Source organism: Streptomyces sp. NPDC001027, assembly GCF_040299045.1.
Taxonomy (GTDB): domain Bacteria; phylum Actinomycetota; class Actinomycetes; order Streptomycetales; family Streptomycetaceae; genus Streptomyces.
In genome coordinates this window covers 1-22,743 of record NZ_JBEPBI010000128.1, presented here as the reverse complement: position 1 = coordinate 22,743, position 22,743 = coordinate 1, and the positions used below count along the sequence as shown (strand labels likewise).

Sequence of the window (22,743 nt, the reverse complement as noted above, 5' to 3'; positions counted from 1 at the left end):
CCCATGACGCCCTGAAACACAAGATCAGTCGCCCTGCGCAACCGGCGCCCCGGCTCACGCGTCGCACCTGACATGGAACGTGCTTGGCTCTTCTCTCTCATCCCGCTCGTGATCGGAGCGGCCTTTCTCTGCGTCGGCGCGTACGGACTCCGGCGCGCCGACGCACTCCGGCGCACCGGTCTCACCGCGCAGGGGCGGATCGTCCGTCATGAGGTCAGTCGAGGCGACGAGGGAGCCGTCTACTACCATCCGGTCGCGGCCTGGACGGCCCACGACGGTCAGGCGTGCGAGTACCCGTCCCGGTTCGGGCGCGGCTCGACAGCGGGCGCCTTCGGCGTGGGCGCCCGGGTCGTGGTGCGGTACGACGGTGACAATCCGCGCCGGTTCGCGATCCAGGGCTGGGAGACGGCGACGGTCGACCGGGTGTTCGCCGTCGTGGGATCGCTGCTCACGGCCGGCACGTCGCTCACGCTGCTGATACGACTGCTCGCCCTCTGACCGCTTCGGCCCGTGGCGACGCGGAGCGGCCAGGCGTCTGACGCCGAGAAGGGCGCCGGCGAGTCGGCCTCGGAGGCGAACGTACCGTCGGCCGCCCGATCTCCGGCACGGCTCAGTAGTAGCCCTTGTCGCCGTCGAGCAGCTCGCGCACGATGTCCAGATGGCCGGCGTGCCGGCCGGTCTCCTCGATCATGTGCATCAGCACCCAGCGCAGGGTCGCGGCTCCGGACTTGAACTCCTTCTGGCGCCCGGCGTCGTCCAGATGAAGGCTCGCGACAATCTCGTCCGAGACGGCGCACTGCTCGGCGTACTCGCGCAGCAACCGCTCCAGCGGCACGCCCTCGACGCGCATGTCCGCGTCCTCGACGGACTCGTCGAACTGCGGGCCGGTGGCCGGACGTCCCATGAGCATGACCTCGAACCAGCAGTGCTCGACCCACCGCATGTGGGAGACCAGGCCCGCGACCGTCATCAGCGGCGACGTCGGGATCACCACCCGGTGGGCGTTCTCCGCCGAAAGGGCCTCGCACTTCCAGTGGATGAGCGCCCGCTGCATGTTCAGCCAGGCGATCAGCTGGGTCCGCTCATCGGCATCGAAGGCGGGACGCGTGCGGGAGGGGAGAACCATGGCGTCGACAGTAACGACATCCGATGCACCGCGCTCATCGTTTTCCCGCGGTTCAGGTAGTCGGCGCGACGCCCTCGGTGACGTCCAGATCGGTGTCGAGCAGATGGTGGTCGGAGTACGCCGACGGTTGCACATGGCGGTCGAGCGCGGTGACGCCTCGCAGGAAGACGTAGTCGAACTTGCTGTGCCAGTCGGTGGTCGTCTGACAGCCGTCCGCGGGCGAGGGATGGCACTGGGGGTCGGCGTCCACGGCCAGCGCCCACATCGGGGCCAGTTCGGGAGCGTCCGGCACGGCGTTGAAGTCGCCGAGGACGATCGCGCGGTCGTGCCGGGCCACCTCCGCGGCGAGCACGCCCACCTGGTCGGCCCGGACCGATTCCTGACGTCGTTCGGCGAGGTGGGTGTTGAAGACGCGGACGAGCCGACCGCCCACCGAGGTGGTGATCGCCATGTACCCGCGGTCCTCGGAGCCGCCGTCGGGATACTCCACGTTGACCCGGTCGGCGATGGGCGCCGCCGAAAGAAGCGCCTGGCCGTAGCCGTCCGGGCTCCACGGCACTCCCCCGCAACGCCCCCAGTCCTGGAGGACGGTTCCGTACGCGACGTGGTAGACGAGCCCGTAACGCCTTTCCAGCTCGTTTCGGATCCTCGCCACGTCACTCGCGCACGCTTCCTGGAAGCCGATCACCTGGGGCGCGTACGCGGCGATCTCCGCGGCCCGGTCGACGTTGCTCTCCTCGCAGGGGTTGCAGAGGTTCCACGTCATGACCCGGTGGGGCACGACCTCCCGGACGGCGTCGGCGGGCAGCGCCCCTCCGACGAGGGCGTCACGCGGTGCGCTGGGGCCGACGAGCACCGCGCAGGCCACCGTCATGGCGCCTGCGAGCCATCGCGCACCCCCTGTGAACACCCGCGCCTCCTCGACCTCGATCGTCCTTCAACTGACGGCTGCACGCCCGAGGTTACGTGACGCACCTGTGAGCGCCACACCTGCCGGTGATCGTTGACCCCGCCCCGGTCATGCCCGCGGAACCCGGCCGCCCGCGGCCCTCACTGCGGCACCACCCAGTCCGGCGTCCAGGTTCCGGCCGCGTCGTGGCCGGTCGCCGTGGCGGCGAGGTGTGCGCGGAGGGTGGTCAGCGCCGGGTGCGGGTTGTCACGGCGCCACAGGAGCGAGTGCGGGTAGACGGGTGTCGGGTCGGTCACCGGGATGCGGCGCAGGCCGTGACCGGCGGGCCAGACGAGGCGGGTGTGCCCGCCCATGAAGGTGGCCAGGGCCGGGGTGTCGGCGATGGTGTCGAGGAGCGCGTCGGAGCCGAAGTTGGGGCCGGTCGCCTCGATCGTGAGGCCGAACCGCGCGACGAGGTCGTCGTAGTAGGCAGCCCACTCGGTGCCGGGGACGATGCCGGGCATCCAGATGCGGTGCCCGCGGAGCTGGGCGACGGTGAGCGACCGGGCGCCCGCGAGGGCGTGGGCGGGGCCGGTGAGGAGCTGGAGCGGCTCGTCGAGCACCCTGACGGACTCGATGTCGTCGGGCAGGGGCCGGCCGGGCACGGCGACCGCGCGGAACGACGCGTCGATGGCGCCGGACCGAAGGGCGGCGACCGCCGTCTCGACGTCGAAGAGCATCATCACGTCGAGCTCGACGTCGGGGTGCGCGCGATGGAATCCGCGCATCAGGCCCGACTGCGCGCTGCGCGAGGCGAGCACGTCGACGCGCAGCGGCCGGCGGCCGGGGCGCACCGACGCGAGGGCGCGCTCGGCGACGCGCAGCAGTTCGCGCGCCTGAGGCAGGAACGCCTGTCCGTCGATGGTGAGCTCGGCTCCGCGTGGGGCACGGGTGAACAGTCGCACGCCGAGGGTGCGCTCCAGCGCGGCGATGCGTTTGGAGACGGCCTGCTGGGTGATCGACAGGTCGGCCGCGGATTTCTGGAACTGGCCCGATTCCGCGACGGCGACGAAGGTGCGTACCGCTTCGAGATCCACGTCGCCACCCTAGTGAACAACCGATGGTTGTTCACTGCGGGCAGGTCGGTTGTTTGACCTGGCGCTCTCCTGCCGATTGCCTCTCATCGGTCAACGTCGGTTTGTTCGGGCGTGGCATGGAGCGAGGGGGTGCGCTGAGCGTGACGGGCAGAAGACGGTTGGGCCGGCGGTTCGGCTGGCTGTGGGCGTCCTATGCGGTGAGCGCCTATGGGTCCGCGCTGGGGTTCGGGGCGCTGCCGCTGATCGCCGTTCTGGTGCTGCACGCCGGACCCGCCGAGGTGTCCGCCCTGTCCGCGGTGGGGCCCGCCGTGGGTGCTCTGATCGCGGTGCCGCTCGCGCCGTGGGTGGAGTTCCGGCGCAAGCGCCCGGTCATGATCACGATGGACCTGGCCCGGTGCGCGGCCATGGCGACGATCCCCGTCGCCTACGCCTTCCAACGGCTCGGTTTCGTCCAGCTGCTGGTGGTCTCGGCCGTGGTCGCCGCGGCCAAGATCGCCTTCAACGCGGCCGGCGGCGCCTACCTCAAGGCCCTCGTCCGACCGGACGACCTGCTCGTGGCCAACGCGCGGTTCGAGTCCACGAACTGGAGCTCCATCGCGGTGGGACCGCCGCTGGGCGGGGCGGCGATCGGCCTGTTCGGGCCCGTCACCACGGTGGTGGCCGACGCGCTCAGCTACCTGCTCTCCGCGTTGGGCATCGCCGCGATCCGCGGCGGGGAAGAAGCACCGCGACATGCCGACGGGGGCCCGGTCCGGGCGGGCGGCCTGCTCGACGGCTGGCGACACATCATGGGCCACCCGGGTCTGCGGCCCCTCTACCTCAACCAGATGCTCGTCGCCGGTCTGATCATGGCCACCGAGCCGCTGCTGGCCGTGCTCCTGCTTCGCCGGCTCGGCTTCCCGCCCTGGCAGTACGCCCTCGCCTTCGCCGCCCCCTGCCTCGGCGGACTCATCGGCTCCCGGCTCGCCCCCCGTGTCGTGGCCCGCTTCGGCCGACGCCGGGTCTTCCGTACCGTCGGCGCCCTGCGCGCCGTCTGGCTGATCGGCCTGGCCTTCGTCCGTCCCGGCGTCGTCGGCCTCGTCACCGTGATGACGGTCGAGCTGGCGATCATCGTCAACATGAGCCTGTACAACCCGGTGCTCGCCGCCTACCGGCTGGAACACACCCCCGAGCATCTCGTGGCCCGCACCCTGTCGGCGTGGTCGATCGGCCAGCAGGCGTCCATCGCCGTCCTCACCGCACTCGCCGGGCTGCTCGCCGACGTCACCGGCCCGCGCACCGCGCTCACGGTCGCAGGACTGCTCATCCTGACCACACCGCTCCTGCTTCCCCGACCGGACCGGACGTCGTCGCGGCACGAGCCGGCGCCGTCCCGCGACCACGCATGAGACACCACGAGCCGCCCCGCCCCGCCCCCGTAGAGCGCTGTCCTGTCTACCGTCGTCTGCACGGTCGGCCCCCGGACGTGGTGTGCCGGTGACCGGTCGCGGGCTCACGGCGCGGGCTCATTGCGCGGCCGCAGGCGGCGCGTCCGGCCGCCTGCGGGACACGGGGCGGCGTCACGATGGTGCGTCGCCGCCGGCCACCGCCTCGGGTTCGTCGGACTGGTCGTCCACGAGCGTGGCCGGTCGCCGCACCACGAGGTTCTGCACCTGGTACGACATCTCCTTCAGTTGCGGAGCCGGCGCCGGGTGATAACGGCCCGCGCACACCGACAGGTTGACGATGAGGTAGGCGTGCCAGGTACGTCCCACCCCACGGCGGTCGGCGAACACCCGGCTGCCGTTCACCCACCAGACCACGGACCGTGAGCCGAACTCGACGCGCAGGTCGATCCACGCGCCGGGACTGACGGCGGGGTCGCGGTAGTAGAGGTTGCCGCCGCGAACGTGGTTGGTCAGCTCCAGGAGATCGGGGTTGTCGGGGTGGTACTCGAAGACGTCGATCTCCTGGTCGCCGTCCCGCCAGGTCCAGATGGCCGGCCAGGCCCCGACCTCACTCGGCAGCCTCACCCGCGCCTCGAGCACGTCGCCCGCCCGGACGGTGAAGTCCTCCTCGCTGCCCTCCGTGGTGAGCAGGCCGGTCTTCCAGAAGCCGTCCGCGCGGCGGGTGGCGCGGAAGGTGCCCGAGCGGCTGTAGGAGGGATCGGCGGTGAGGTGATCGAGTTTGTTGTCGCCGGGGTTGACCGGTCCACCGTTCGGATACGCCCACGAACGCCCCGCCACCCATTGACGGGTGGAGGTGAAGTCCGCCGTGAAGACGATCTCTGGTCCGGACCGGATCCCCTCTGCCGACGGCGTTCCGTCGCATGCAGGATTGTCCATGCGCGGATGGTGCTCCGCATATGACTTCGGCATGCAGGTGGCGGGGAATCCCGCGGGAATGTCAACTCGCACGAGTGAACAACGCGGTTGAACCTCGGATTTCCGTCCCCCCAGGTCATCCCGCCGTTGACGTAGGGAACCCGTGCGGCCACGGCCGCGCCTCCTCGCCCTGACGCATCGCCTGCACCCCCGTCGAGTCAACCTCGGTGCGGTGTCACCGGTCCGGCGCATCCCGGGAACGGTTCTCCGACGCGTTCGTTCCCGAAGCTCGCACGGTGACCATGGGCCGAGCAGCACCAGTGCCGCTCTTGTCGGCCTCGTCGCATCCACGGCTCTCACCGGCCGGCCCGTCGGGCAGCCGTCGACGGGTTCCCGCACTGGCGCCGTCCCGACGCGAGCGGTTCGTCCCGACGACGGACTTCCAGGATCTGTTCCGCTTGAAGGGCAGCTCGAAAAGCCGGGCGAAGAGCCATGCCGCGAGCAGGGAGACCGGCAGGGCCACGACGAGCGTGAAGCAGAAGGTGGGCAGACCCGGCCCCACGTAACGCGGGGCCACCCGCCGGATCACGGCCAGGACGATCGGCAGATGGATCAGGTAGAGGCTGTAGGAGAACTCACCGAGACTCCGCACGGGACGCGTGGTCAGCAGTCGTACGAGAACGGCGGGTCTTCCGGTGGCCACGGCAGCGATCAGCAGGGTCATGGCGGGGGCGACGGCGAGATCCACCCAGAAGTAGTGCGTCAGCGTCCACACGGAACCCTGGACGACGCCGAGGGCGAGCACGGGCAGGGCGGCCAGCACGGCGAACCATCCCCACGGCAGACGTCGGACCCGGTCCGACGCGACGACGACTCCGGCGCCCACCATTCCGGCGACGAACACCGGCGCGAGATGCGGAGTGAGCCAGTTGTCGCCCTCCACCGGGGTTCCGCCGGGCGCCATCAAGCCGCGGACCACCACCGGAAGGGTCACGAGGCCGACCAGAACCGCCGCGCTCGACCGCCGCCGCACGAAGAGGAGAAGCGGGAAGACGACGTACAGTTCCGCTTCCACCGCGATCGACCAGAACGCGCCGTTCGGCGTCGGCTCCGTGAAGATGTCCTGGCCGAGGAGACCGTAGACCAGAATCGACCCGCCCGTGGGCGGTCCGGCATGCGAGGCCGGTACCACGAGCCAGGCGATGACCAGGCTCATGCACAGCGCCGCCCAGTACGGGGGCAGGATCCGCCAGGCGCGCCGGCGCAGGTACTCGGCGGCGCGCTCCGACCGCCAGCCGTGCCGCGCCGGGGAGATGGCCAGGGAGAATCCGGACAGCACGAGGAAGAAGACGACGGCCAGGCGCCCGTACATCAGCCCGTCCAGCCATCGGGGGGCCGAGCTGTCGGGGTAGCCGGGGAAGGTGTACAGCCAGCAGTGGAAGAGGACCACGTACAGGGCGGCCAGGCCCCGGAGACCGTCGAGGCCCTGCACTTGCCGGCGCACGGGCGCCCCGCTCTCCTCCTCCTTCTGCTCCTGCCCCGGTGGGGCGGCGTGAGCGAGAGCGCTATGGACCGCACGGCTCGAATCCACTGAAATCCTTCGACTCTTTCCTCGGACACCGCATTGTCGCGCGCCGGCGACACGCCCCGCCGTCGCCGTCTGATGTCGTCGGCGCGGCCTGCGGACGTCCCCCGACCCGCTCTTCCCGTGCGCGGGGCAGCACAGCGCCCCCGCAGTGAACTGGTACGCGGGGTCCCGTCGAGTCGTTCAACGGTGAGTCCATCGCCATTCAGATACCCTCATCATCGGGATGTTCAAGGTATCGTTCCTCGTCCGACGACAGGGAGGTGTGCCGATGGTCCGGTTGTCCCGGGCCCAGCAGCAGGAGCGCACGCGTGCGACCGTGCTGGCTGCGGCGAGAGCGGAGTTCACCGAGCGCGGGTACGCGGCTGCGAAGGTCGACGGGATCGCCGAGCGGGCCGAGTTGACCCGTGGCGCGGTGTATTCGAACTTCCCGAGCAAGCGCGCCCTCTATCTGGCGGTGCTGGCCGACACCACCGACACTGCCGACGCCGCTGCCATGGCTCACGCGGCCGACGCGGCCGGCGAGACGGGCCTGACCGGCGTGGCCAGGGTGACCGGGTCCGGCGACATCGACGGGGCTCCGCCTGCGGTGGCGCCCTCTCACCCGTCCCTCGCCGAGGCGCTCGGCGCGTTCGCCCGCGCCCGCCTCCAGGGACTCCCCCTGGTCGGCGAGACACCCGCCCTCGGTCAGGCGCTGCCGCGCTCCTTGGCCGGGGTGCTCGACGACGAACCGATCCGCACCGCCTTCGGGCAGGTGACCCGGCTGGAGGCGCTGCTCCTGGCACTCGCGCTGGAGTCGTGGACGTCTGCGGGGCCGCGCCCCGACCGGCAGGTGCGGCGGGCGGAACTGGTGCTGCGGCTGCTGGACGGGCCCGGCGCGTCGATCGATCCGGGGCTCGCGTTCGGCGACCCCTTCGACATCGCCCAGGCCTGCGCGCATCTGGGCCACCTCCCTCTCGCCGACGCCTGGGATCCCCCGCACCTGCCTTACGTCTCCGCGGCCCAGACCTGCCGGGAGCCGTGGACGCCGCCGGACGGACTGCGGGATCTGCTCACCGGTCGTCCGGTCGGGTTCGGCGAGGACGGTGTGGTAGTGGTCCTCGGCAGCCACCGACTGGAGGCCGTCGAGGAGAGCGTCCGTGCCGCGCAGGCCGGTGATCGGGTCACGGTGGCCGTGGCGACGGCCGACCCCGCGGAGACCGGACGCCTCGTGCGGCTGCGGATCGACGACTTCGCCCGCTGTCTGCGGCGGGTGTTCGTCCGGGACGGATGGCCGCGCCTCCGTGTCGTGCTGGACGACGACGGCCTGCTGGCGTCCGCCGTCGGCGTGATCGGCGCCGACGACACCGCCGAACACGCGGTGCGCGTACGGCAGGGCACGCTCGTCGCCCGGGCGCACGGCCGGGGCGCCGGACACGCCGCCGCCACCGCACCCGTACCCCCTTCACCCGCACCCGCGCCCGCGGGCCGTACAAGCCCGCCCCTTTCCCGCACCGCACCCGATGGGGCCGCACCATGACGCAGCACGTTTCGTCCCACCCGTCCGGCACCGACCTCCTGGTGCTCCACGCCCTTCGCTGCGCCGGCTTCTCGGGTCGCGCGAGCCTCGCCGCGGTGACCGGTCTCTCCGAGTCCGACGTGGAGTCGGAGCTGATCGACCTCGCCGTCGCGGGACTCGTCACCCATACCGCGGGCGACTTCGGCGGATGGGGCCTCACGGAGGCCGGCCGGACGGCTGACGCGGAGCGGGTCGCCGACGAGCTGGCGTCGGCCGGCGCCAGGGCCGCGGTGACCGCCTCGTTCGAGCGGTTCCTCGTCCTCAATCCCGAACTGCTCGACCTCTGCACGGCATGGCAGATGCGCAGCGTCGGCGGCGCCATGACGATGAACGACCACTCCGACGCCGCCTACGACGCGCGGGTCCTGGACGGGTTCACGGACTTCCACCGGCGTGCCGAGCCCGTCTGCGCGGAGCTGTCCGCGGAGTTGCTGCGGTTCCGGCGGTACTCCGTCCGGCTCGCCGAGGCGCTCGCCCGGGCGAAGGGCGGGGAGTTGGAGCATGTGGCGGACAGCACGACCTCCTACCACAGCGTGTGGTTCCAGCTCCACGAGGACCTGCTGGCCACGCTCGACATCCCACGCCGGTGACGCGCGTGCCGACCCCCTTGCCGCCTCGGGCGCCGACCCGTGTGCCACCTCGCGCGCCGACCCGCGTGCGCTCCCGAACCCGGCCGTCGCCCGGGACCGACGTCCCCCGGCCACAACACACGAAGACGACGACATGATGACGTGGATCCACCCGCTGTCGGCAGAGGTCGAGGAATCGGCGGAGGTGCTGGGCGGCAAGGCGCACGGCCTCGTCGTGCTCAGGCGTCTCGGGCTGCCCGTCCCCCCGGGGTTCGTCATCAGCACCCGGGCGTGCCGCGCGTTCTTCCGGGACGGGCGACTCCCGAGCGGCCTCGATGCCGAGCTTGCCGCCGCCGTCGCCGGCCTCGAAGCTGCGACGCACCGCAGACTCGGCGGCGCTGAGCGGCCGTTGACGGTGTCCGTCCGCTCCGGGGCGAGCGTGTCGATGCCCGGCATGATGAGCACCGTCCTCAACCTCGGACTCACCGCCGAGGCCACGACGGCACTGGCCGACGAGACGGGCGACCCGCGCTTCGCGCTCGACTCCCGCCTGCGGTTCCTGTCCGGCTTCGCCTCCGAGGTCCTCGGCGTGGGGAGGGAGAGCCTGGCCGCCGTGGAACGTGCGATCGCCGGACGCCGCACCGACACGGAGGGACTCGCCGAGGCGATCCGGGACGTCGAGCGGCTCGTCCGGGAGCACAGCGGCGCACCCGTACCCGACGACGCCGCCCGCCAGTTGGAACTCGCGATCGCCGCCGTGTTCTCCTCGTGGCACACGCCGCGCGCGAAGACCTACCGCGCACTGCACGACATTCCCGGCGACCTCGGCACGGCCGTGACCGTGCAGGCGATGGTGTACGGAAACCGGGGCCGGCGCAGCGGAACGGGCGTCGCGTTCAGCCGCGATCCCAACACCGGTGAGGGCGTTCCGTTCGGTGAGGTCCTGTTCGGGCGTCAGGGCGAGGACGTCGTCGCGGGCCGGTCGCTGACTCGGCCGCTGCACGAACTGACCGGCCGGGAACCCGAGGTGTGGGCCCGGCTGGTGGACGCCCTGGGCCGGCTCGAGGCGCACTACCGAGACGCGTGCTATGTGGAGTTCACCTACGAGGAGGGCGAGCTGTGGGTCCTGCAGGTGCGCCCAGGGCGGTTCGTGGGACGCGCGGCGGTACGGGCCGCGGTCGACCTCGCCGACGCCGGCGTGATCGGGCGCGACGAGGCGGTCCTCCGGGTCTCCCCCGAGCACCTTCAGCATGTGCGAACGCCCCGGATCGCGGTCGACGACGCACGGCAAGTCCTCACGCGCGGGCTGGGAGCGTGTCCCGGCGTCGCGGTCGGCAGGGTGGCGACGACAGCCGACAGCGCGGTGCGGCTCGCCGCGCAGGGACCGGTCGTCCTGGTGCGTCCGGAGACCTCGCCGCTCGACATGCACGGCCTGGCCGCCGCCGCAGGGGTCGTCACCGCCCGAGGCGGGCCGACGAGTCATGCGGCCGTCGTGGCGCGGGCGATGGGGAAACCGGCCGTCGTGGGGGCGGCGAACCTGACCGTCGAGGACGGTGTCGGCGTACGGGCGGGCAGTCGCACCCTGTCCGAAGGCGCCCTCGTCGCCATCGACGGCACCGGCGGGGAGGTGGTCCTCGGTGACCCTCGAGTCGTCTCGGCCGCCACCGACCCGCGACTGCACCGGTTGCTCACCTGGGCCGACGAGATCGCGGGCCCTGACCCGGACGGCGACGAAGCCCGACGCCTCACTTCGGCGCGGACCGTGCTCCTCCGGCGTCAGGAGACCGCCGAGCCTGACGAACACGGCGCCTGAGGTCCCCAGTCAGTCAGCGGGCAGACCGAACCAGCGGAGGAGCACGGGTCGAGCGTCGTCGGGGGCGTCCTCGGGTCCGCGGGCGTACCGTGCGAGCAGGGCCAGGTAGTCGTCGTGGAACGCGTCCAGCTCGCCCTTCGTGAGGTGGGTCAGGCTGCGTGAACCCCGCATCCATCCTTCGGACTCCGCCTGTCCTTCGGTGAACTGCCGGGCGAGTTCGACGTCCTCCTCCATCCTCATCCGGTCCAGCTCGGCCGACATCAGGCGCTCGGCGTCCGTCAGCTCATCCTGCGGCGGTCTGCGGATGTCGAGGCCGCGCACCCCTCGCCACCAGCGCTCACGCCCGGTGGAGCGCTCGGGGATGTCCTCGATGAGGCCGCTGCGCTCCAGCATGCGCAGGTGGTAGCTGAGCGTCCCGGTGTTCTCGCCGAGGGCGGCGGCCAGCGTGGTCGAGGTGGCGGGGCCCGCCGTGCCGAGGTGGCGCAGGATCCGCAGGCGCAGAGGGTGCGAGAGGGCCTTGAGCACCTCGGGGCTGTCGACCGTGCGCCGCCCGTCGGCCTGCGCTCCGCGTTCTTCCGTCATGGCCGCAGTCTACCCGTGCGGCAGAGATTTCTCTGCAGATCTTTCTCTGCAGAGAAATCTCTGCAATGATGGGATGCATGACGCCGAACCGAGTGACCCGCAACCGCACAGTCCGTCGCTTCATCAACGCTGCCGCCGCGGCGCTGCTCGCCTGCCTCGCCCTGGGAAGCGCTCCCGCACAGGGAGCCGAACAGGCCGCGGCGCTCCCCGAGTTCGACTTCTCCGCCTGTCCGGCCGTCGACGAGCTTCCCGCGGGTGCGGACCCGGGCACCTGGCGCTGCGAGGTCATGCACGCCACGGGACACCTGCGCATGGGCGCCGTCGACGAGCCGATCAGCGAGCCCATGAAGATCAGCTTCGCGGAAGGCCGTGTGAACGGCGTGTTCAGCCAGGTCTTCGGAGAGATGAGCGCCGCGCCCGTCAGGGTCGGAGGCACCCCGTTGACCCTGACGCCGCAGTACGGCGGCTATGCGGACTTCCTGTCCAACAGCAGCCGGCGCGGCGAGTTCGACATCAGATTCGCCGTGGGCCCGGCGCACGGACTGCCCGCCGTCCCGGCGCCGGGCTGCTCGGTGGGCGGCGGCGAGGACCCGGTGCACCTGATACTCAAGGACACCGAGCCCACCCGGGTGGTGTCCAAGGATCCCCTGATCGTCGCCTTCGGCGCCCGGGACGCCGAGTTCGCCGCCCCGCGCACCAGCGGGTGCGGGCCCCTGGGCCGTGCGCTCGACCGGGTGCTGGGACTGCCGTCCGCGGCCGGGGCGAACGCCTTCGACATGGCGGTCACGGTGGCCATCCGGCCCTACGCGTGATGCCGGGCCGGGCATGCCGAGCGGGTGAGCCGTGTCGCCCGCGACACCGGGACCGACGGCCCGCACCCGCCGAGGCGCGGGGGCCCGCTGTCAGTGCCCGGATCCGTGCCGACCGCCCAGCTGGTCGCGGTGCCGCGGATCGCCCAGGTGTGTGGCTTCGTCGAATACGGGCGCCGACTTGCCCTGCTCCTTGGTCCTCGACAACTGCACGATGCGGGCCTCGTGGTCGACGCCCATGACGGCGTCCGACGGGATCACCACGTCCTCGCCGAGAACCCACGGGCCGGTGTGCACCACGAGGAACCGCGGGCCCAGGTCCCTGGAGTACTTGCTGACCTTGCCGAGGTGTCCGTCCGTGGCGTCCACCTGGTATCCGGTCAGGTCGTCGTCCGCGGTGTGGCCCGCGGTCGGCACGCGGTGTGCGCCGTGTTCGCTCACGATGTCCTCCCTGTCGTCCTGGCACTCCGGGTGCCCGCTGAGGCGCGCGGCAGACGTGCGGGGACGTGCCGACGGCCGACGGAGTCTCCGGGACCTCTCCGCCGCCCCCGAGTCACCACGCCTGAGCCCACCCGTCCGCCGACGCCGTGTGCCAGGGCGGCAGTTGTTCGGGGTGCGCGAGTTCGTCGTCGACCAGGTCCTGCTAGCCTCCGGGCTCACCCCGGACCCCGCCGACCGACCAGCGACCGACGGCCACCGCCCCCTCTCGAAGGACCGACTCACCGCCATGCTCGACGGCACTCGCTCGACGACCGCGCCCAGTGACTGGACCGACCGTCTGCGCCGGTTCGGACATACGGCGCCTCCCCTGAGCGACGTGCGTGAGCGTCTGGTTCCGCCCTTCCCGGAGCCGGGCACGCGCGTCTGGGAGCGCCTGGGTCTCAGCCCCGCACGGGCGTGCCGCGCCGCGAAGGCGACGGGTTGGGTGGGTCCCGGGCTCGTCGCCCTCCTCGCCGGCGTGATCCGTTTCTGGCGCCTGGGCCGGCCGCACGATCTCATCTTCGACGAGACGTACTACGCCAAGGACGCGTGGGCGCTGCTGCGGCTGGGTTACGAGGGCACCTGGCCGGATCGCAAGATCGCCGACCCGGGCCTCCTGGCCGACCCGCAGAAGATCCCGCTCACCGACACGGGAGCGTTCGTCGCGCATCCGCCGACGGGCAAGTGGGTGATCGCCCTCGGCGAGGGGGCGTTCGGTCTCGATCCGTTCGGCTGGCGCTTCATGGCGGCGGCGCTGGGCACGCTGTCGGTGCTGATGCTGTGCCGCACAGGACGGCGTCTGTTCCGTTCGACGTTGCTGGGCTGCCTGGCCGGCGTCCTGATGGCGCTGGACGGCCTGCACTTCGTGATGAGTCGCGTCGCGCTGCTCGACCTCATCGTCATGTTCTTCGTGCTGGCGGCCTTCGCCGGCCTGTTGATCGACCGGGACCGGGCACGTGCACGGCTCGCGGCAGCCCTGCCGGTGGGGCCGGACGGCCGTGCCGCACCGGACCAGGACGCCGCGGCCCACGCCGGGACGGGTCTGCGCCCGTGGCGGCTGACGGCCGGCGTCTTCCTCGGACTGGCGGCCTCCACGAAGTGGAACGGCCTGTATTTCCTCGTCTTCTTCGTCGCGCTGACCCTGTTGTGGGACGTCGGCGCCCGCCGCACAGCCGGGGCCCGCCGCCCGTACCGCGCGGTGCTGCGCAAGGACCTCGGCTGGTCGCTGCTCTCCCTCGTGCCTGTCGCCGTGGCGACCTATCTGGTCACCTGGACCGGCTGGTTCCTGTCCGACGACGGCTACGGACGGCACTGGGCGGACGTCCGCGGGGGCACGTGGTCGTGGACACCCGCCCCGCTGCGCAGCCTCTGGCACTACGAACAGGCCGTGTACCGGTTCAACGTGGGACTGGACACTTTCCACAAGTACGAGTCCAATCCGTGGAGTTGGCTCGTCCTCGGCCGTCCTGTGCTGTTCTCCTACCAGTCGCCGAAGGCCGGCCAGGACGGTTGCCACACGACGTCCGACTGCTCGCAGGCGGTCCTCGCTCTGGGCACCCCGCTCCTGTGGTGGTCGGCATGCTGCGCGCTGGTGTATCTGCTCTTCCGGTGGGCGCTGCGCCGCGACTGGCGGGCGGGCGCCGTCCTGTGCGCGGTGGGAGCCGGTTACCTCCCGTGGTTCCTGTACCAGGACCGCACGGTCTTCGCCTTCTACGCCGTCGTGTTCGTGCCGTACCTGTGCCTGGCGGTGACGATGATGCTGGGCGCGCTGGCAGGTCCGCCGGGCGCGGACGAAGGGCGGCGCACCCGCGGCACGGTCGCCGCAGGCGTGCTGGTGCTGCTCATCGCATGGAACTTCATCTACTTCTTCCCGATCTACACGGGTCTGACGATCCCTTACGCCGACTGGCACGCCCGCATGTGGCTCGACACCTGGATCTGATCCGCCGTACGGCTCCCGCCTGGACGATCAGCGTCTGACGGCCTTCTCCCGGCCGACGCGGTACAGCTCCTGCGAGGTGGCGATGAGTTCGCGGCGTTCCTTCTTGGATCCCACCATGGGCTGGGAGCCGTGCAGGGACACCTGGGCGCTCTCGGGCAGGAAGCGGACGGTGACCAGTCCGATGGCTCCGGCCGCCATGAGGTAGAAGGCGGGCATCATGTCGTTCCCGGTGAGGTTCACGAGCGCTTCGGTGACCAGCGGGGTGGTGCCGCCGAACGCCGCGACCGCGAAGTTGAAGCCGATGCCCATCGCGGCGTAACGGACGGCCGTGGGGAACAGCGCCGGCAGCGTCGCGGCGCTGGGGGCGGCGAAGCACGCGAGCAGGGTGGACAGGATCAGCACGCCGAAGACCGGCGGCCAGGTTCCGTCCATCTTGATCAACAGGAAGGAGGGGACGGAGAGGAGGATCATGCCAGCGGCCGCGTACCCGTACAGGGGGCGTCGGCCGACGTGGTCGCTGAGCCTGCCGAGGAAGGTGATCAGCAGCACGATCCAGACCATGCCGAGCAGCACGAGGACGTCCGCGGACGTGCTGGAGCGGCCGAGGGTCTCCGTCTGGTACGTGGGGAGGAAGCCCGTGACCATGTAGTTGGTGACGTTGTAGAGCAGCACCAGGCCTGTGCAGATGAGCAGGCCGCGCCAGTGGTCCTTGACGATGGTCTTGAACTCGGCGCCCGCCGACTCCTTGGCGAGGCTGCGCTCGTGTTCGTCGAGTTGCTGCTGGAAGGCGGGCGACTCCTCCAGCTTGAGTCGCATGTAGAGACCGATCACCCCGAGCGGCCCCGCGATCAGGAACGGGATCCGCCAGCCCCAGGAGAGCATCTGCGCGTCACTGAGGGCGAGATTCAGCGCGGTGACCAGAGCGGAACCGAGCGCGTAACCGACGAAGGTGCCGAAGTCGAGCCAGCTGGAGAGGAAGCCCCGGCGGCGGTCGGGCGAGTACTCGGCGACGAAGGTGGTGGCGCCCCCGTACTCGCCGCCGGTGGAGAAGCCCTGCAGCATGCGGGCGAGGAGCAGCAGGATCGGCGCGGCGATGCCGATCGTGGCGTAGCTGGGGATGAGGCCGATGGCGAACGTGCCGACCGCCATCATGATCATGGTGGTGGCGAGCACCTTCTGCCGGCCGAGGCGGTCCCCGAGCGGGCCGAAGACCAGACCGCCCAGCGGGCGCACGACGAACGCCGCCGCGAAGGTGGCGAAGGACGAGATCACCTGCGCGGCGGGCGACGCCCCGGGGAAGAACACCTTGCCGAGGGTGGCCGCGAGGTAGCTGTAGACGCCGAAGTCGAACCATTCCATGCAGTTGCCGAGCGCCGAGGCGCCCACCGCTCGCCGGAGCAGGGGCCGTTCGACGACCTGCACGTCCTCGTCGCGGAAGGGACGCTTGTTCCGCTTCAGTCTGCGTGTCAGGTCCTGGCGGACCTGGACCGGCAGACCTGCCGTCTGGAGTTGTCCGGAGCGAGTCGGCCCGGGCTGTCCTTCGGTCTGTACGTCGGCCACTGCAGTTCCTTACCCGTCGTGCGTGAGCGACCCATGTGCGCAGCGTGAGGCACTGGGTGACTTCTGTGCGTATAGAGGCTGCTGCCCCCTTTCACACAGCTCATGCGGTGATCGCGGCCACATCGCCGCGTCCGCGTGACGCACCGGGCTCAGGTGGCGGTCGGCCAGGTCCGCAGCAGTGCGGCGATCCGTCCGGCGGTGCAGGCGGGGTCGAGGAGCAGGTCCTTGAGCGCGACGGCGTCCTCCCGGGCGGGTTTGACGGGGATTCCGACGGCTTCGAGATACATGACGCCCGTGGCGGCGGCCACCGCCATGTTGGAGCGCTCCAGCCAGCGGCACCGGCCCAGCGTGTGCACCAGCGCGGCGGCCTTGGCGTAGTGGCCGTCGTAGACGGGCTGTTCGAAGAGTTCGGCCCGGTGCCGGGCGACCGCCGAGACGGGGACGCCGTAGTCGTCGGGGGCCGGATCGTTCGCGCCGGCGGCCTCGGCGACCTGCAGGATCCAGGGGACGTCGATGTGCAGGTCCATCAGGCGGCGCGCGCTCCGGGAGAGGTCTGCCGGGTGGCGTCCTCGGCATCGTCGAAGACCGACTGGTGTTCGGCCAGGAAGCGGGCAGCCGCGTCCACCGCGCGGGCCCGCAGCCCGCTGGCGTCGTCCTGGACGAGCCGGGCGAGGTAGTCCCCCACGCTCAGCCCCAGGTCGGCGGCGCGCTTCCTCGCGAGCTCCGCCACGTCCTCGTCCACGCGTGCACCCAACTGAGTCTTGGCCATGCAGGCATGGTAACACTCGTTACCACGCCTGTCCGCTCCGGGCGCCGTCCCCCGGCCGCGGATGCATAACGACCGGTCGGTAGCGTGCCGGGCATGACTACTGCCACCCTCGAGCCGCGAGCCGGCCGCCGCTGCCAGTCACCGCTCAACTCCCTGCACGCGGCGCACTACTTCTCGCCCGACCTCGCACGGGAGTTGGGCGCTCTCGGCATCACGCATCCCCGGGCCGTGAACTTCGCCGCGCGTGCGGCCGCGCTCGGACCGGTCGGGGCCGGCGCCGTGACGGCGGCCTTCTACAACTACAAGCACGATGTCGTGGCACGGCACGTGCCGGCGGTGTGGTCGCTCGCCGCCCCCGCGCAGATCCTCCCGGCCCGCCTGCGCGCCGTCGACGCGACGCTGCGGCGACTGCTGGGCGAAGAGGTCCTGGGGTCCGCGCAGATGGCGGAGGCCGCGCGGCTCGCGTTGCGCGCAGCCGAGGCCGGGGAGCGTGGCGCCCGCCCGCTGTTCTCCGCGCACGCCGACCTGCCCGTCCCCGACGAGCCGCACCTCGCGTACTGGCATGCGGCGACGCTGCTGCGCGAACACCGCGGCGACGGGCACCTCGCGGTCCTGATGTCCGCCGGCCTGGACGGGCTGGAGGCCATGGTCACGCACACCGCCACGGGCAGGGGCATGACTCCGGCGTGGGTGTCGAACAGTCGCGGCTGGAGTCGGGACGACTGGAACGCGGCGGTGGACCGACTGCGCGCCCGCGGGATCCTGGACGACGGCGGCGAGCTCACCGAGCGCGGCGTCACCCTCCGCGAGGACATTGAGCGGGAGACGGACCGGCTGGACCGGGCGCCGTACGAGCGTCTCGGGGAGGACGGCGTCGCCCGGCTGACGGAGCTCGGCACGGCCTTCGCCCGGGCCGCGCTGGCGGCGGGGGCGTTCCCGGCGGACCTGATCGGCAAGGGGTGACACGGGGGCACCCGCGGCACTGTCCTGATCAGGTGCGCGACGGACCGGCCTGCGGGCGGCGGCCCCGGGGCTGAACTCGCTTAGGGATGCGCGCCAGCGGGGAAGCGGAGCAGGAGATTCACCCGGCTGTGGGATCATGCGCCCGTGAAAGCACCCTCCAGCCCCGCTCCGGGCGGATCCCCCGCCGAGCTCACGCCCAAGTCGTCCGGTTTCGCCGCCGAGTTCAAGGACGCCGTCACCCTGCGGGCCTTCGGACTCGTGCTCGGCGGCCTGCTCGTCCAGCTCGCCTTCGTCGTGTCCTACGTCGGCGCCTTCCACTCCCCCACGCCGCACCGGATACCCGTGGCGGTCGCCGCTCCGCAGCAGGCGTCCGCGAAGATCGTCGCCCAGCTCAACGCGCTCGACGGCGACCCGGTCGAGGCGACCGCCGCGCCGAGCGCCGCGGCCGCCCGACAGTGGGTCCTCACCAGGAAGGCCGACGCCGCCTTCCTCTTCGACCCGAAGGGCGCCGAGGACACCCTCCTGGTCGCGTCGGCGGGCGGGCCGTCGGTGTCGCAGACCGCCACACAGATCGCGCAGAAGATCGAGGCCGGGCAGCAGCGGCGGATCACCGTCACCGACATACGGCCCCCCAACGCCGGGGACGGGCGCGGCATGACGTCCTTCTACCTCGTCCTCGGCTGGGTGATCGGCGGCTATCTGACCGCCACGATCATGGGCATGGCGGCGGGTGCTCGCCCCGCCAACCGGCAGCGCACCCTGATCCGTCTCGGCGTGCTCGTGCTGTACGCGCTCGCGTCGGGGATCGCCGGAGCAGTCGTCGTGGGGCCCGTCTTCGACGCTCTCGGGGGTCACTTCTGGGCTCTGTGCGGCATCGGCACGCTGGTGGTACTCGCCTCGGCGGCGACCGCGCTGGCGCTGCAGACCCTGCTGGGTCTCGCGGGCACCGGCCTGGTCATCCTGCTCTTCGTGGTGTTGGGCAACCCGAGCTCCGGCGGGGTCTACCCGGCGCCGCTGCTCCCCGGGTTCTGGAGCGCGATCGGACAGGCTCTGCCGCCGGGGGCCGGCACCACCCTGGTCCGCAACACGGTGTACTTCTCGGGCCACGCCGTCACCACGGCCGCCTGGGTGCTCGGCGCCTACGCGGTGGGCGGCGCGGTCCTCGCCTGGGCGGCGTCCTGGCGGAACGAGAAACAGCTCCTCGACGCGCCCTCCGCCGAGGCCGAGACCCCGGCTCAGGCCTCGCCCGCCGTCTGACGCGACGTCCGGCCGCCCCCGAGGGACGGGACTGGGGACGGGGGGCGGCAGAGGGCGGGGGGCTGGGGGCCGGCGGGGGCGGGGTGCGGGATCGGGGCTCCGCCGGCGCCATGGCCGTCACGCCTGGGGAACCCGCCGTCGACGCACGGCCGTCGGGCCCGCCGACGGCGCACCGGCGCCTCGAGGCTCACGGCCTCGCGGCCGCGAGCTTGGGCGTGTCGCGCCTCCCGCCAGGCAGTGGCCCGTCCGGCGGGCCCAACGGGCGGGTCAGTCCGCGCAGGTTCCCGAGTAGGCGTAGCCGGGCAGCAGTCGCTGCCATCGTTCGCGGTCGACGGGGCCCACCACACGGCACAGCGCCGCGACACGGTCGGCGATGCCCAGGTCCCAGAGCCGGACGGTGCCGTCGTTGCCCGCGCTGGCGACCCTCCTGCCGTCCGGGGCGTAGGCGACGCTCCACACCGCTCGGGTGTGCCCGGTCAGGGTGGCGACCAGGCGTCGCCGCGCGGGGTCCCACAGCCGTACCGTACGGTCGTTGCCGCTGCTCGCGAGCGAGCGCCCGTCGGGACTGAACGCCAGTCCCCGCACCGAGCCGGCGTGCTGGCCGAGCAGCCCCGTCACCCGGGCCTCGGCCACGTCCCACATCCGGATGACGCCGTCGTTGCCCGCGCTGGCGAGGGAGCGGCCGTTGGGGGCGAACGCCACGGCGCGCACCGAGCCGCCCTTCGCGGTGAGGACGTCGGCGAGGCTGCCGTGCGCGACGTCCCAGAGCCGCAGGGTGAGGTCGTCGCTGCCGCTGACGACGGTGGCGCTGTCGGCGCTGAAGGCCAGACAGTTCACGAAGTCGGTGTGCCCGGTGAGCACCGTGGCCCGCGTCCCCGCCGGACCGCCCGCGGGCGACATCCTCCACAGCCGTACGGTGCGGTCGGCGGAGGCGGAGGCGAGCCAGCGGCCGTCGGGGCTGAACGCCACGTCGAACACGGCCCGGGTGTGACCGCCGAGGACGACCGGGGCGCGCCCGTCGGCGGTGACGGGCCACAGCCGCACGGTGTGGTCGGCCCCGGCCGAGGCCAGCCACCGGCCGTCCGGACTGAACGCCACGGCGTAGGCCGCGCCGCTGTGGCCGGTCAGGGTGCGGACGAGGGTGCGGCGCGCCACGTCCCAGAGCTGAAGGGCGCCGTCCGTCGCCGCGGAGGCGAGCATCCGGCCGTCCGGGCTGAAGGCGGCCTTCCAGAGCTCGCTGACCGGGTAGGCGCTGAGCGTGTGGCCGGTGAGGTCCCACAGGGCCACGGTCCCGTCGAAGCCGGCGGTGGCCAGCAGGTCGCCCTTCTCCGCGACGGCGACGGCCATCACGTAGTCCGTGTGCCCCGAGAAGGAGTCGACCGCGCGGCGCGTGTGGACGTCCCAGCGGACGATCGTGCCGTCGCCCCCCGCGGAGACCACCGTGTGGCCGCCGGGTCCGAAGGCGAGGCCGTTCACGTCGTCGTCGTGCCCCGCCAGAAGGCCGGTCTGCCGGCGGTCCGCGGGATCCCACAGCCGTACGGTGCGGTCCGCGCCGCCGGAGGCGAGCACCCGGCCGTCGGGGCTGAACGCCACGGCGAGGACATCGCCGCTGTGGCCGACGAGAACGCCGATGTTCCGGCGGGTGCGCGGATTCCACAGCCGTACGGTGCGGTCGGCGCCCGCGCTGGCCAGACGGGAGCCGTCGGGGGCGTACGCCAGCGCGAGGACGTCGCCGGAGTGCCCGGGCAGCAGGCCGGTCTGCCGGCGGGTCCGGACGTCCCACAGGCGCACGGTGCCGTCCTGACCGGCGGAAGCCACGGTACGCCCGTCGGGCGCGAAGCTCACGGCGCGGACGGGGCCGCTGTGTCCCGTCAGTACGCCGATCTGACGCCGGTCGGGCACCGACCAGAGCCGGATCGTCGCGTCCGAACTGGCCGAGGCCAGGGTGCGCCCGTCCGGCGAGAAGGACACCGATCGCACGGGACCGTGATGACCGGTGAGCTCCCCCACGGACCGTCGGGCGGCGACGTCCCACAGGCGCACGGCGCCGTCGGAGCTCGCCGAGGCCAGCAGTCGCCGACCGGGCCCGAAGACCACGCAGTTCACCGCTCCGTGGTGGCCGGTGAGCCGGCCCGCGAAGGCGTTGGCCTGCGTGCTGAGCAGAGCGCTGAGCGCCTCCGTGGTCCGCGAGGTGCGGTAGGCGGCCTCCGCCAGCAGCATCGAGGCCTCCGGCCGTCCGAACGCGAGTTGGGCGGAACTCGCCGCCATCGCCTGCGACAGTGCCGTCCTGCGCTGTTCGTCGGCGGAGGTGCGCTGCTCGAAGACCGTCGCACCGGCCAGGAGCGCCAGGGCCAGCAGGACCGTCAGCACGACGACCCCCGTCCGCTGCTGGCGCACCCGGCGCCGTGCGAGGCGACGGCGCAGGTCCTCCTCGTGGTCGGAGGCGCGCAGGAAGTCGGCCTCCACGGGCGTGGGCACGCTGTCCCGGCCGCTGGGGCCGGCCGCCCACTCCCGTGCGGCCGTCAGGCGGGCGCCGCGGTAGAGCAGACTCGGGTCGCGGTTCTCACGGTCCCATTCGCGGGCGGCGGCACCGAGTTGCTGGTGCAGGAGCAGATCGGCGCGCGTCGTCCTGACCCAGGTGCGCAGTCTGGGCCACGCCCGCAGCAAAGCCTCGTGCACGATCTCGACTCGGTCGGCGTCCACCGTCAGCAGCCGGGCCGTCACCAGTGCGTCGAGCGTGGCCCGTGCGGCGGCCTGGTCCCGCAGCCCGTCGAGCAGTTCGGACGTGGTGCGCGGCCGCCGGGAGGCTTCGTTGTCCTCGCCGACGCGCACCAGCCGCAGCAGCAGCCGGCGGGCGGCGTCCTGCCGGACCGGTGACAGCGCGGCGAAGAGGTCCTCGGCGGCGGTGGCGACGGAGCCGTGGATCCCGCCCGTCGCCAGGTAACCGGCCACGGTCATGGTGGAGTCGGTGCGCCGCTGCCAGGTCTCCCGCAGGGCGTGCCCGAGCAACGGAAGGACCCCGGGCCGGCCGATCGGGACGGCCGGGTCCGGGCCGTCGCCCGCCGGGCCCGGCGTGTCGGCCGCGCCCAGGTCGCGCAGCAGCAGCTCGACCAGTCCCGGCTCCAGGGAGGTGCCGGTCGCCGTGGCCGGACGGACGATGCACTCCCGCAGCTCGTCGGTGGTCATCGCGCCGAGCGCGAACAGCCCGTCGCTGACGACCGGGACCAGCGGCGGGTACTCCAGGCAGCGACCGGTGACGTCGGCGCGCACCCCCAGCACCACGGTGAACGCCGGTCCGTCAGCCTCGGGTGCGTCCTCGGATCTGTCCTCGGGTGCGTCCTCGGGTGCTTCTCCGCCGCCGGCGAGTGCGGCGAGCGCCGCGACGTAGGCCCTGCGTTCCGTCTCGTCGTCGCAGAGGGTGAAGACCTCCTCGAACTGGTC

20 protein-coding genes are annotated in these 22,743 nt (G+C 72.3%); 9 read left to right on the top strand and 11 right to left on the bottom strand.

Annotated features, from left to right (window positions below):
• The first annotated feature begins 108 nt into the window (after positions 1 to 108).
• Entirely contained in the window at positions 109 to 498 is a 390-nt protein-coding gene (locus ABT300_RS28155; protein WP_502978008.1) for a DUF3592 domain-containing protein, read from the top strand.
• 112 nt (positions 499 to 610) lie between these two features.
• Here ABT300_RS28155 and ABT300_RS28150 read toward each other — a convergent pair whose 3' ends face one another.
• From ABT300_RS28150 to ABT300_RS28140, 3 genes are all read right to left on the bottom strand, one after another.
• On the bottom strand, positions 611 to 1,126 hold the full coding sequence (locus ABT300_RS28150) for a DinB family protein (RefSeq protein ID WP_351681234.1): 516 nt from the start codon (positions 1,124 to 1,126) through the stop codon (positions 611 to 613).
• 52 nt (positions 1,127 to 1,178) lie between these two features.
• On the bottom strand, positions 1,179 to 2,000 hold the full coding sequence (locus ABT300_RS28145) for an endonuclease/exonuclease/phosphatase family protein (RefSeq protein ID WP_351681242.1): 822 nt from the start codon (positions 1,998 to 2,000) through the stop codon (positions 1,179 to 1,181).
• 176 nt (positions 2,001 to 2,176) lie between these two features.
• Positions 2,177 to 3,112 (bottom strand): LysR family transcriptional regulator, encoded by a 936-nt coding sequence (locus ABT300_RS28140; protein WP_351681231.1) that lies wholly within the window; start codon positions 3,110 to 3,112, stop codon positions 2,177 to 2,179.
• Positions 3,113 to 3,252: 140 nt separating this feature from the next.
• On the opposite strand from ABT300_RS28140, the gene ABT300_RS28135 reads away from it, so the two are divergent.
• Positions 3,253 to 4,500, top strand: a complete 1,248-nt coding sequence (locus ABT300_RS28135) for an MFS transporter (RefSeq protein WP_351681230.1) — start codon at positions 3,253 to 3,255, stop codon at positions 4,498 to 4,500.
• A 171-nt stretch (positions 4,501 to 4,671) separates the two neighbouring features.
• Here the strand turns inward: ABT300_RS28135 and ABT300_RS28130 are convergent, their stop codons facing one another.
• On the bottom strand, positions 4,672 to 5,436 hold the full coding sequence (locus ABT300_RS28130) for a LamG domain-containing protein (protein WP_351681229.1): 765 nt from the start codon (positions 5,434 to 5,436) through the stop codon (positions 4,672 to 4,674).
• Between the two features lie 214 nt (positions 5,437 to 5,650).
• Positions 5,651 to 6,919 carry an acyltransferase family protein gene (locus tag ABT300_RS28125; RefSeq protein WP_351681227.1) on the bottom strand — a complete coding sequence of 423 codons (1,269 nt, stop codon included), beginning with the start codon at positions 6,917 to 6,919 and terminating at the stop codon, positions 5,651 to 5,653.
• 352 nt (positions 6,920 to 7,271) lie between these two features.
• On the opposite strand from ABT300_RS28125, the gene ABT300_RS28120 reads away from it, so the two are divergent.
• The 3 genes from ABT300_RS28120 to ABT300_RS28110 all read left to right on the top strand — a co-directional run bounded on the left by ABT300_RS28120 (position 7,272) and on the right by ABT300_RS28110 (position 10,940).
• On the top strand, positions 7,272 to 8,519 hold the full coding sequence (locus tag ABT300_RS28120; RefSeq protein WP_351681225.1) for a TetR family transcriptional regulator: 1,248 nt from the start codon (positions 7,272 to 7,274) through the stop codon (positions 8,517 to 8,519).
• Positions 8,516 to 9,148, top strand: coding sequence for a transcriptional regulator (locus ABT300_RS28115; RefSeq protein WP_351681221.1), 633 nt, complete (start codon positions 8,516 to 8,518; stop codon positions 9,146 to 9,148). The genes ABT300_RS28120 and ABT300_RS28115 overlap by 4 nt, the downstream gene beginning before the upstream one ends.
• 133 nt (positions 9,149 to 9,281) lie before the next feature.
• A complete protein-coding gene (locus ABT300_RS28110; protein WP_351681218.1) occupies positions 9,282 to 10,940 on the top strand; it encodes a pyruvate, phosphate dikinase in 1,659 nt (552 codons plus the stop codon).
• 9 nt (positions 10,941 to 10,949) lie between these two features.
• Here the strand turns inward: ABT300_RS28110 and ABT300_RS28105 are convergent, their stop codons facing one another.
• A complete protein-coding gene (locus tag ABT300_RS28105) occupies positions 10,950 to 11,522 on the bottom strand; it encodes an ArsR/SmtB family transcription factor (protein ID WP_351681215.1) in 573 nt (190 codons plus the stop codon).
• Positions 11,523 to 11,599: 77 nt separating this feature from the next.
• Here ABT300_RS28105 and ABT300_RS28100 point away from each other — a divergent pair, with 77 nt between their 5' ends.
• Positions 11,600 to 12,334, top strand: a complete 735-nt coding sequence (locus ABT300_RS28100; RefSeq protein ID WP_351681212.1) for a hypothetical protein — start codon at positions 11,600 to 11,602, stop codon at positions 12,332 to 12,334.
• Between the two features lie 90 nt (positions 12,335 to 12,424).
• Here the strand turns inward: ABT300_RS28100 and ABT300_RS28095 are convergent, their stop codons facing one another.
• Positions 12,425 to 12,772, bottom strand: coding sequence for a PRC-barrel domain containing protein (locus tag ABT300_RS28095; RefSeq protein ID WP_351681210.1), 348 nt, complete (start codon positions 12,770 to 12,772; stop codon positions 12,425 to 12,427).
• Between the two features lie 286 nt (positions 12,773 to 13,058).
• Here ABT300_RS28095 and ABT300_RS28090 point away from each other — a divergent pair, with 286 nt between their 5' ends.
• Positions 13,059 to 14,753 carry a dolichyl-phosphate-mannose--protein mannosyltransferase gene (locus tag ABT300_RS28090; protein WP_351681239.1) on the top strand — a complete coding sequence of 565 codons (1,695 nt, stop codon included), beginning with the start codon at positions 13,059 to 13,061 and terminating at the stop codon, positions 14,751 to 14,753.
• 27 nt (positions 14,754 to 14,780) lie between these two features.
• Here the strand turns inward: ABT300_RS28090 and ABT300_RS28085 are convergent, their stop codons facing one another.
• The 3 genes from ABT300_RS28085 to ABT300_RS28075 all read right to left on the bottom strand — a co-directional run bounded on the left by ABT300_RS28085 (position 14,781) and on the right by ABT300_RS28075 (position 17,082).
• Positions 14,781 to 16,313, bottom strand: coding sequence for an MFS transporter (locus ABT300_RS28085; RefSeq protein ID WP_351681207.1), 1,533 nt, complete (start codon positions 16,311 to 16,313; stop codon positions 14,781 to 14,783).
• Positions 16,314 to 16,462: 149 nt separating this feature from the next.
• Positions 16,463 to 16,840 (bottom strand): fic family toxin-antitoxin system, toxin component, encoded by a 378-nt coding sequence (locus ABT300_RS28080; RefSeq protein WP_351681205.1) that lies wholly within the window; start codon positions 16,838 to 16,840, stop codon positions 16,463 to 16,465.
• Positions 16,840 to 17,082 (bottom strand): hypothetical protein, encoded by a 243-nt coding sequence (locus tag ABT300_RS28075; protein ID WP_351681203.1) that lies wholly within the window; start codon positions 17,080 to 17,082, stop codon positions 16,840 to 16,842. Before ABT300_RS28075 ends, ABT300_RS28080 begins: the two co-directional genes overlap by 1 nt.
• A gap of 93 nt (positions 17,083 to 17,175) precedes the next feature.
• Between ABT300_RS28075 and ABT300_RS28070 the strand changes: the two genes are divergently transcribed.
• Both ABT300_RS28070 and ABT300_RS28065 read left to right on the top strand, forming a co-directional pair.
• On the top strand, positions 17,176 to 18,045 hold the full coding sequence (locus ABT300_RS28070) for an SCO6745 family protein (protein ID WP_351681200.1): 870 nt from the start codon (positions 17,176 to 17,178) through the stop codon (positions 18,043 to 18,045).
• Positions 18,046 to 18,189: 144 nt separating this feature from the next.
• Complete coding sequence (locus ABT300_RS28065) at positions 18,190 to 19,302, top strand: ABC-2 transporter permease (protein WP_351681198.1); 1,113 nt, start codon at positions 18,190 to 18,192, stop codon at positions 19,300 to 19,302.
• Between the two features lie 267 nt (positions 19,303 to 19,569).
• Here the strand turns inward: ABT300_RS28065 and ABT300_RS28060 are convergent.
• Positions 19,570 to 22,743 (bottom strand): WD40 repeat domain-containing protein (locus ABT300_RS28060; protein WP_351681195.1); only part of this gene is annotated, 3,174 nt, incomplete at its 5' end.

What these genes read in the sequence shown, in the direction of transcription:
- ABT300_RS28150 (WP_351681234.1), bottom strand. Translation starts at nt 1,126, where the DNA reads ATGGTTCTCCCCTCCCGCACGCGTCCCGCCTTCGATGCCGATGAGCGG.
- ABT300_RS28145 (WP_351681242.1), bottom strand. Translation starts at nt 2,000, where the DNA reads ATGACGGTGGCCTGCGCGGTGCTCGTCGGCCCCAGCGCACCGCGTGAC.
- ABT300_RS28130 (WP_351681229.1), bottom strand. Translation starts at nt 5,436, where the DNA reads ATGGACAATCCTGCATGCGACGGAACGCCGTCGGCAGAGGGGATCCGG.
- ABT300_RS28120 (WP_351681225.1), top strand. Translation starts at nt 7,272, where the DNA reads ATGGTCCGGTTGTCCCGGGCCCAGCAGCAGGAGCGCACGCGTGCGACC.
- ABT300_RS28115 (WP_351681221.1), top strand. Translation starts at nt 8,516, where the DNA reads ATGACGCAGCACGTTTCGTCCCACCCGTCCGGCACCGACCTCCTGGTG.
- ABT300_RS28110 (WP_351681218.1), top strand. Translation starts at nt 9,282, where the DNA reads ATGATGACGTGGATCCACCCGCTGTCGGCAGAGGTCGAGGAATCGGCG.
- ABT300_RS28105 (WP_351681215.1), bottom strand. Translation starts at nt 11,522, where the DNA reads ATGACGGAAGAACGCGGAGCGCAGGCCGACGGGCGGCGCACGGTCGAC.
- ABT300_RS28100 (WP_351681212.1), top strand. Translation starts at nt 11,600, where the DNA reads ATGACGCCGAACCGAGTGACCCGCAACCGCACAGTCCGTCGCTTCATC.
- ABT300_RS28090 (WP_351681239.1), top strand. Translation starts at nt 13,059, where the DNA reads ATGCTCGACGGCACTCGCTCGACGACCGCGCCCAGTGACTGGACCGAC.
- ABT300_RS28080 (WP_351681205.1), bottom strand. Translation starts at nt 16,840, where the DNA reads ATGGACCTGCACATCGACGTCCCCTGGATCCTGCAGGTCGCCGAGGCC.
- ABT300_RS28075 (WP_351681203.1), bottom strand. Translation starts at nt 17,082, where the DNA reads ATGGCCAAGACTCAGTTGGGTGCACGCGTGGACGAGGACGTGGCGGAG.
- ABT300_RS28070 (WP_351681200.1), top strand. Translation starts at nt 17,176, where the DNA reads ATGACTACTGCCACCCTCGAGCCGCGAGCCGGCCGCCGCTGCCAGTCA.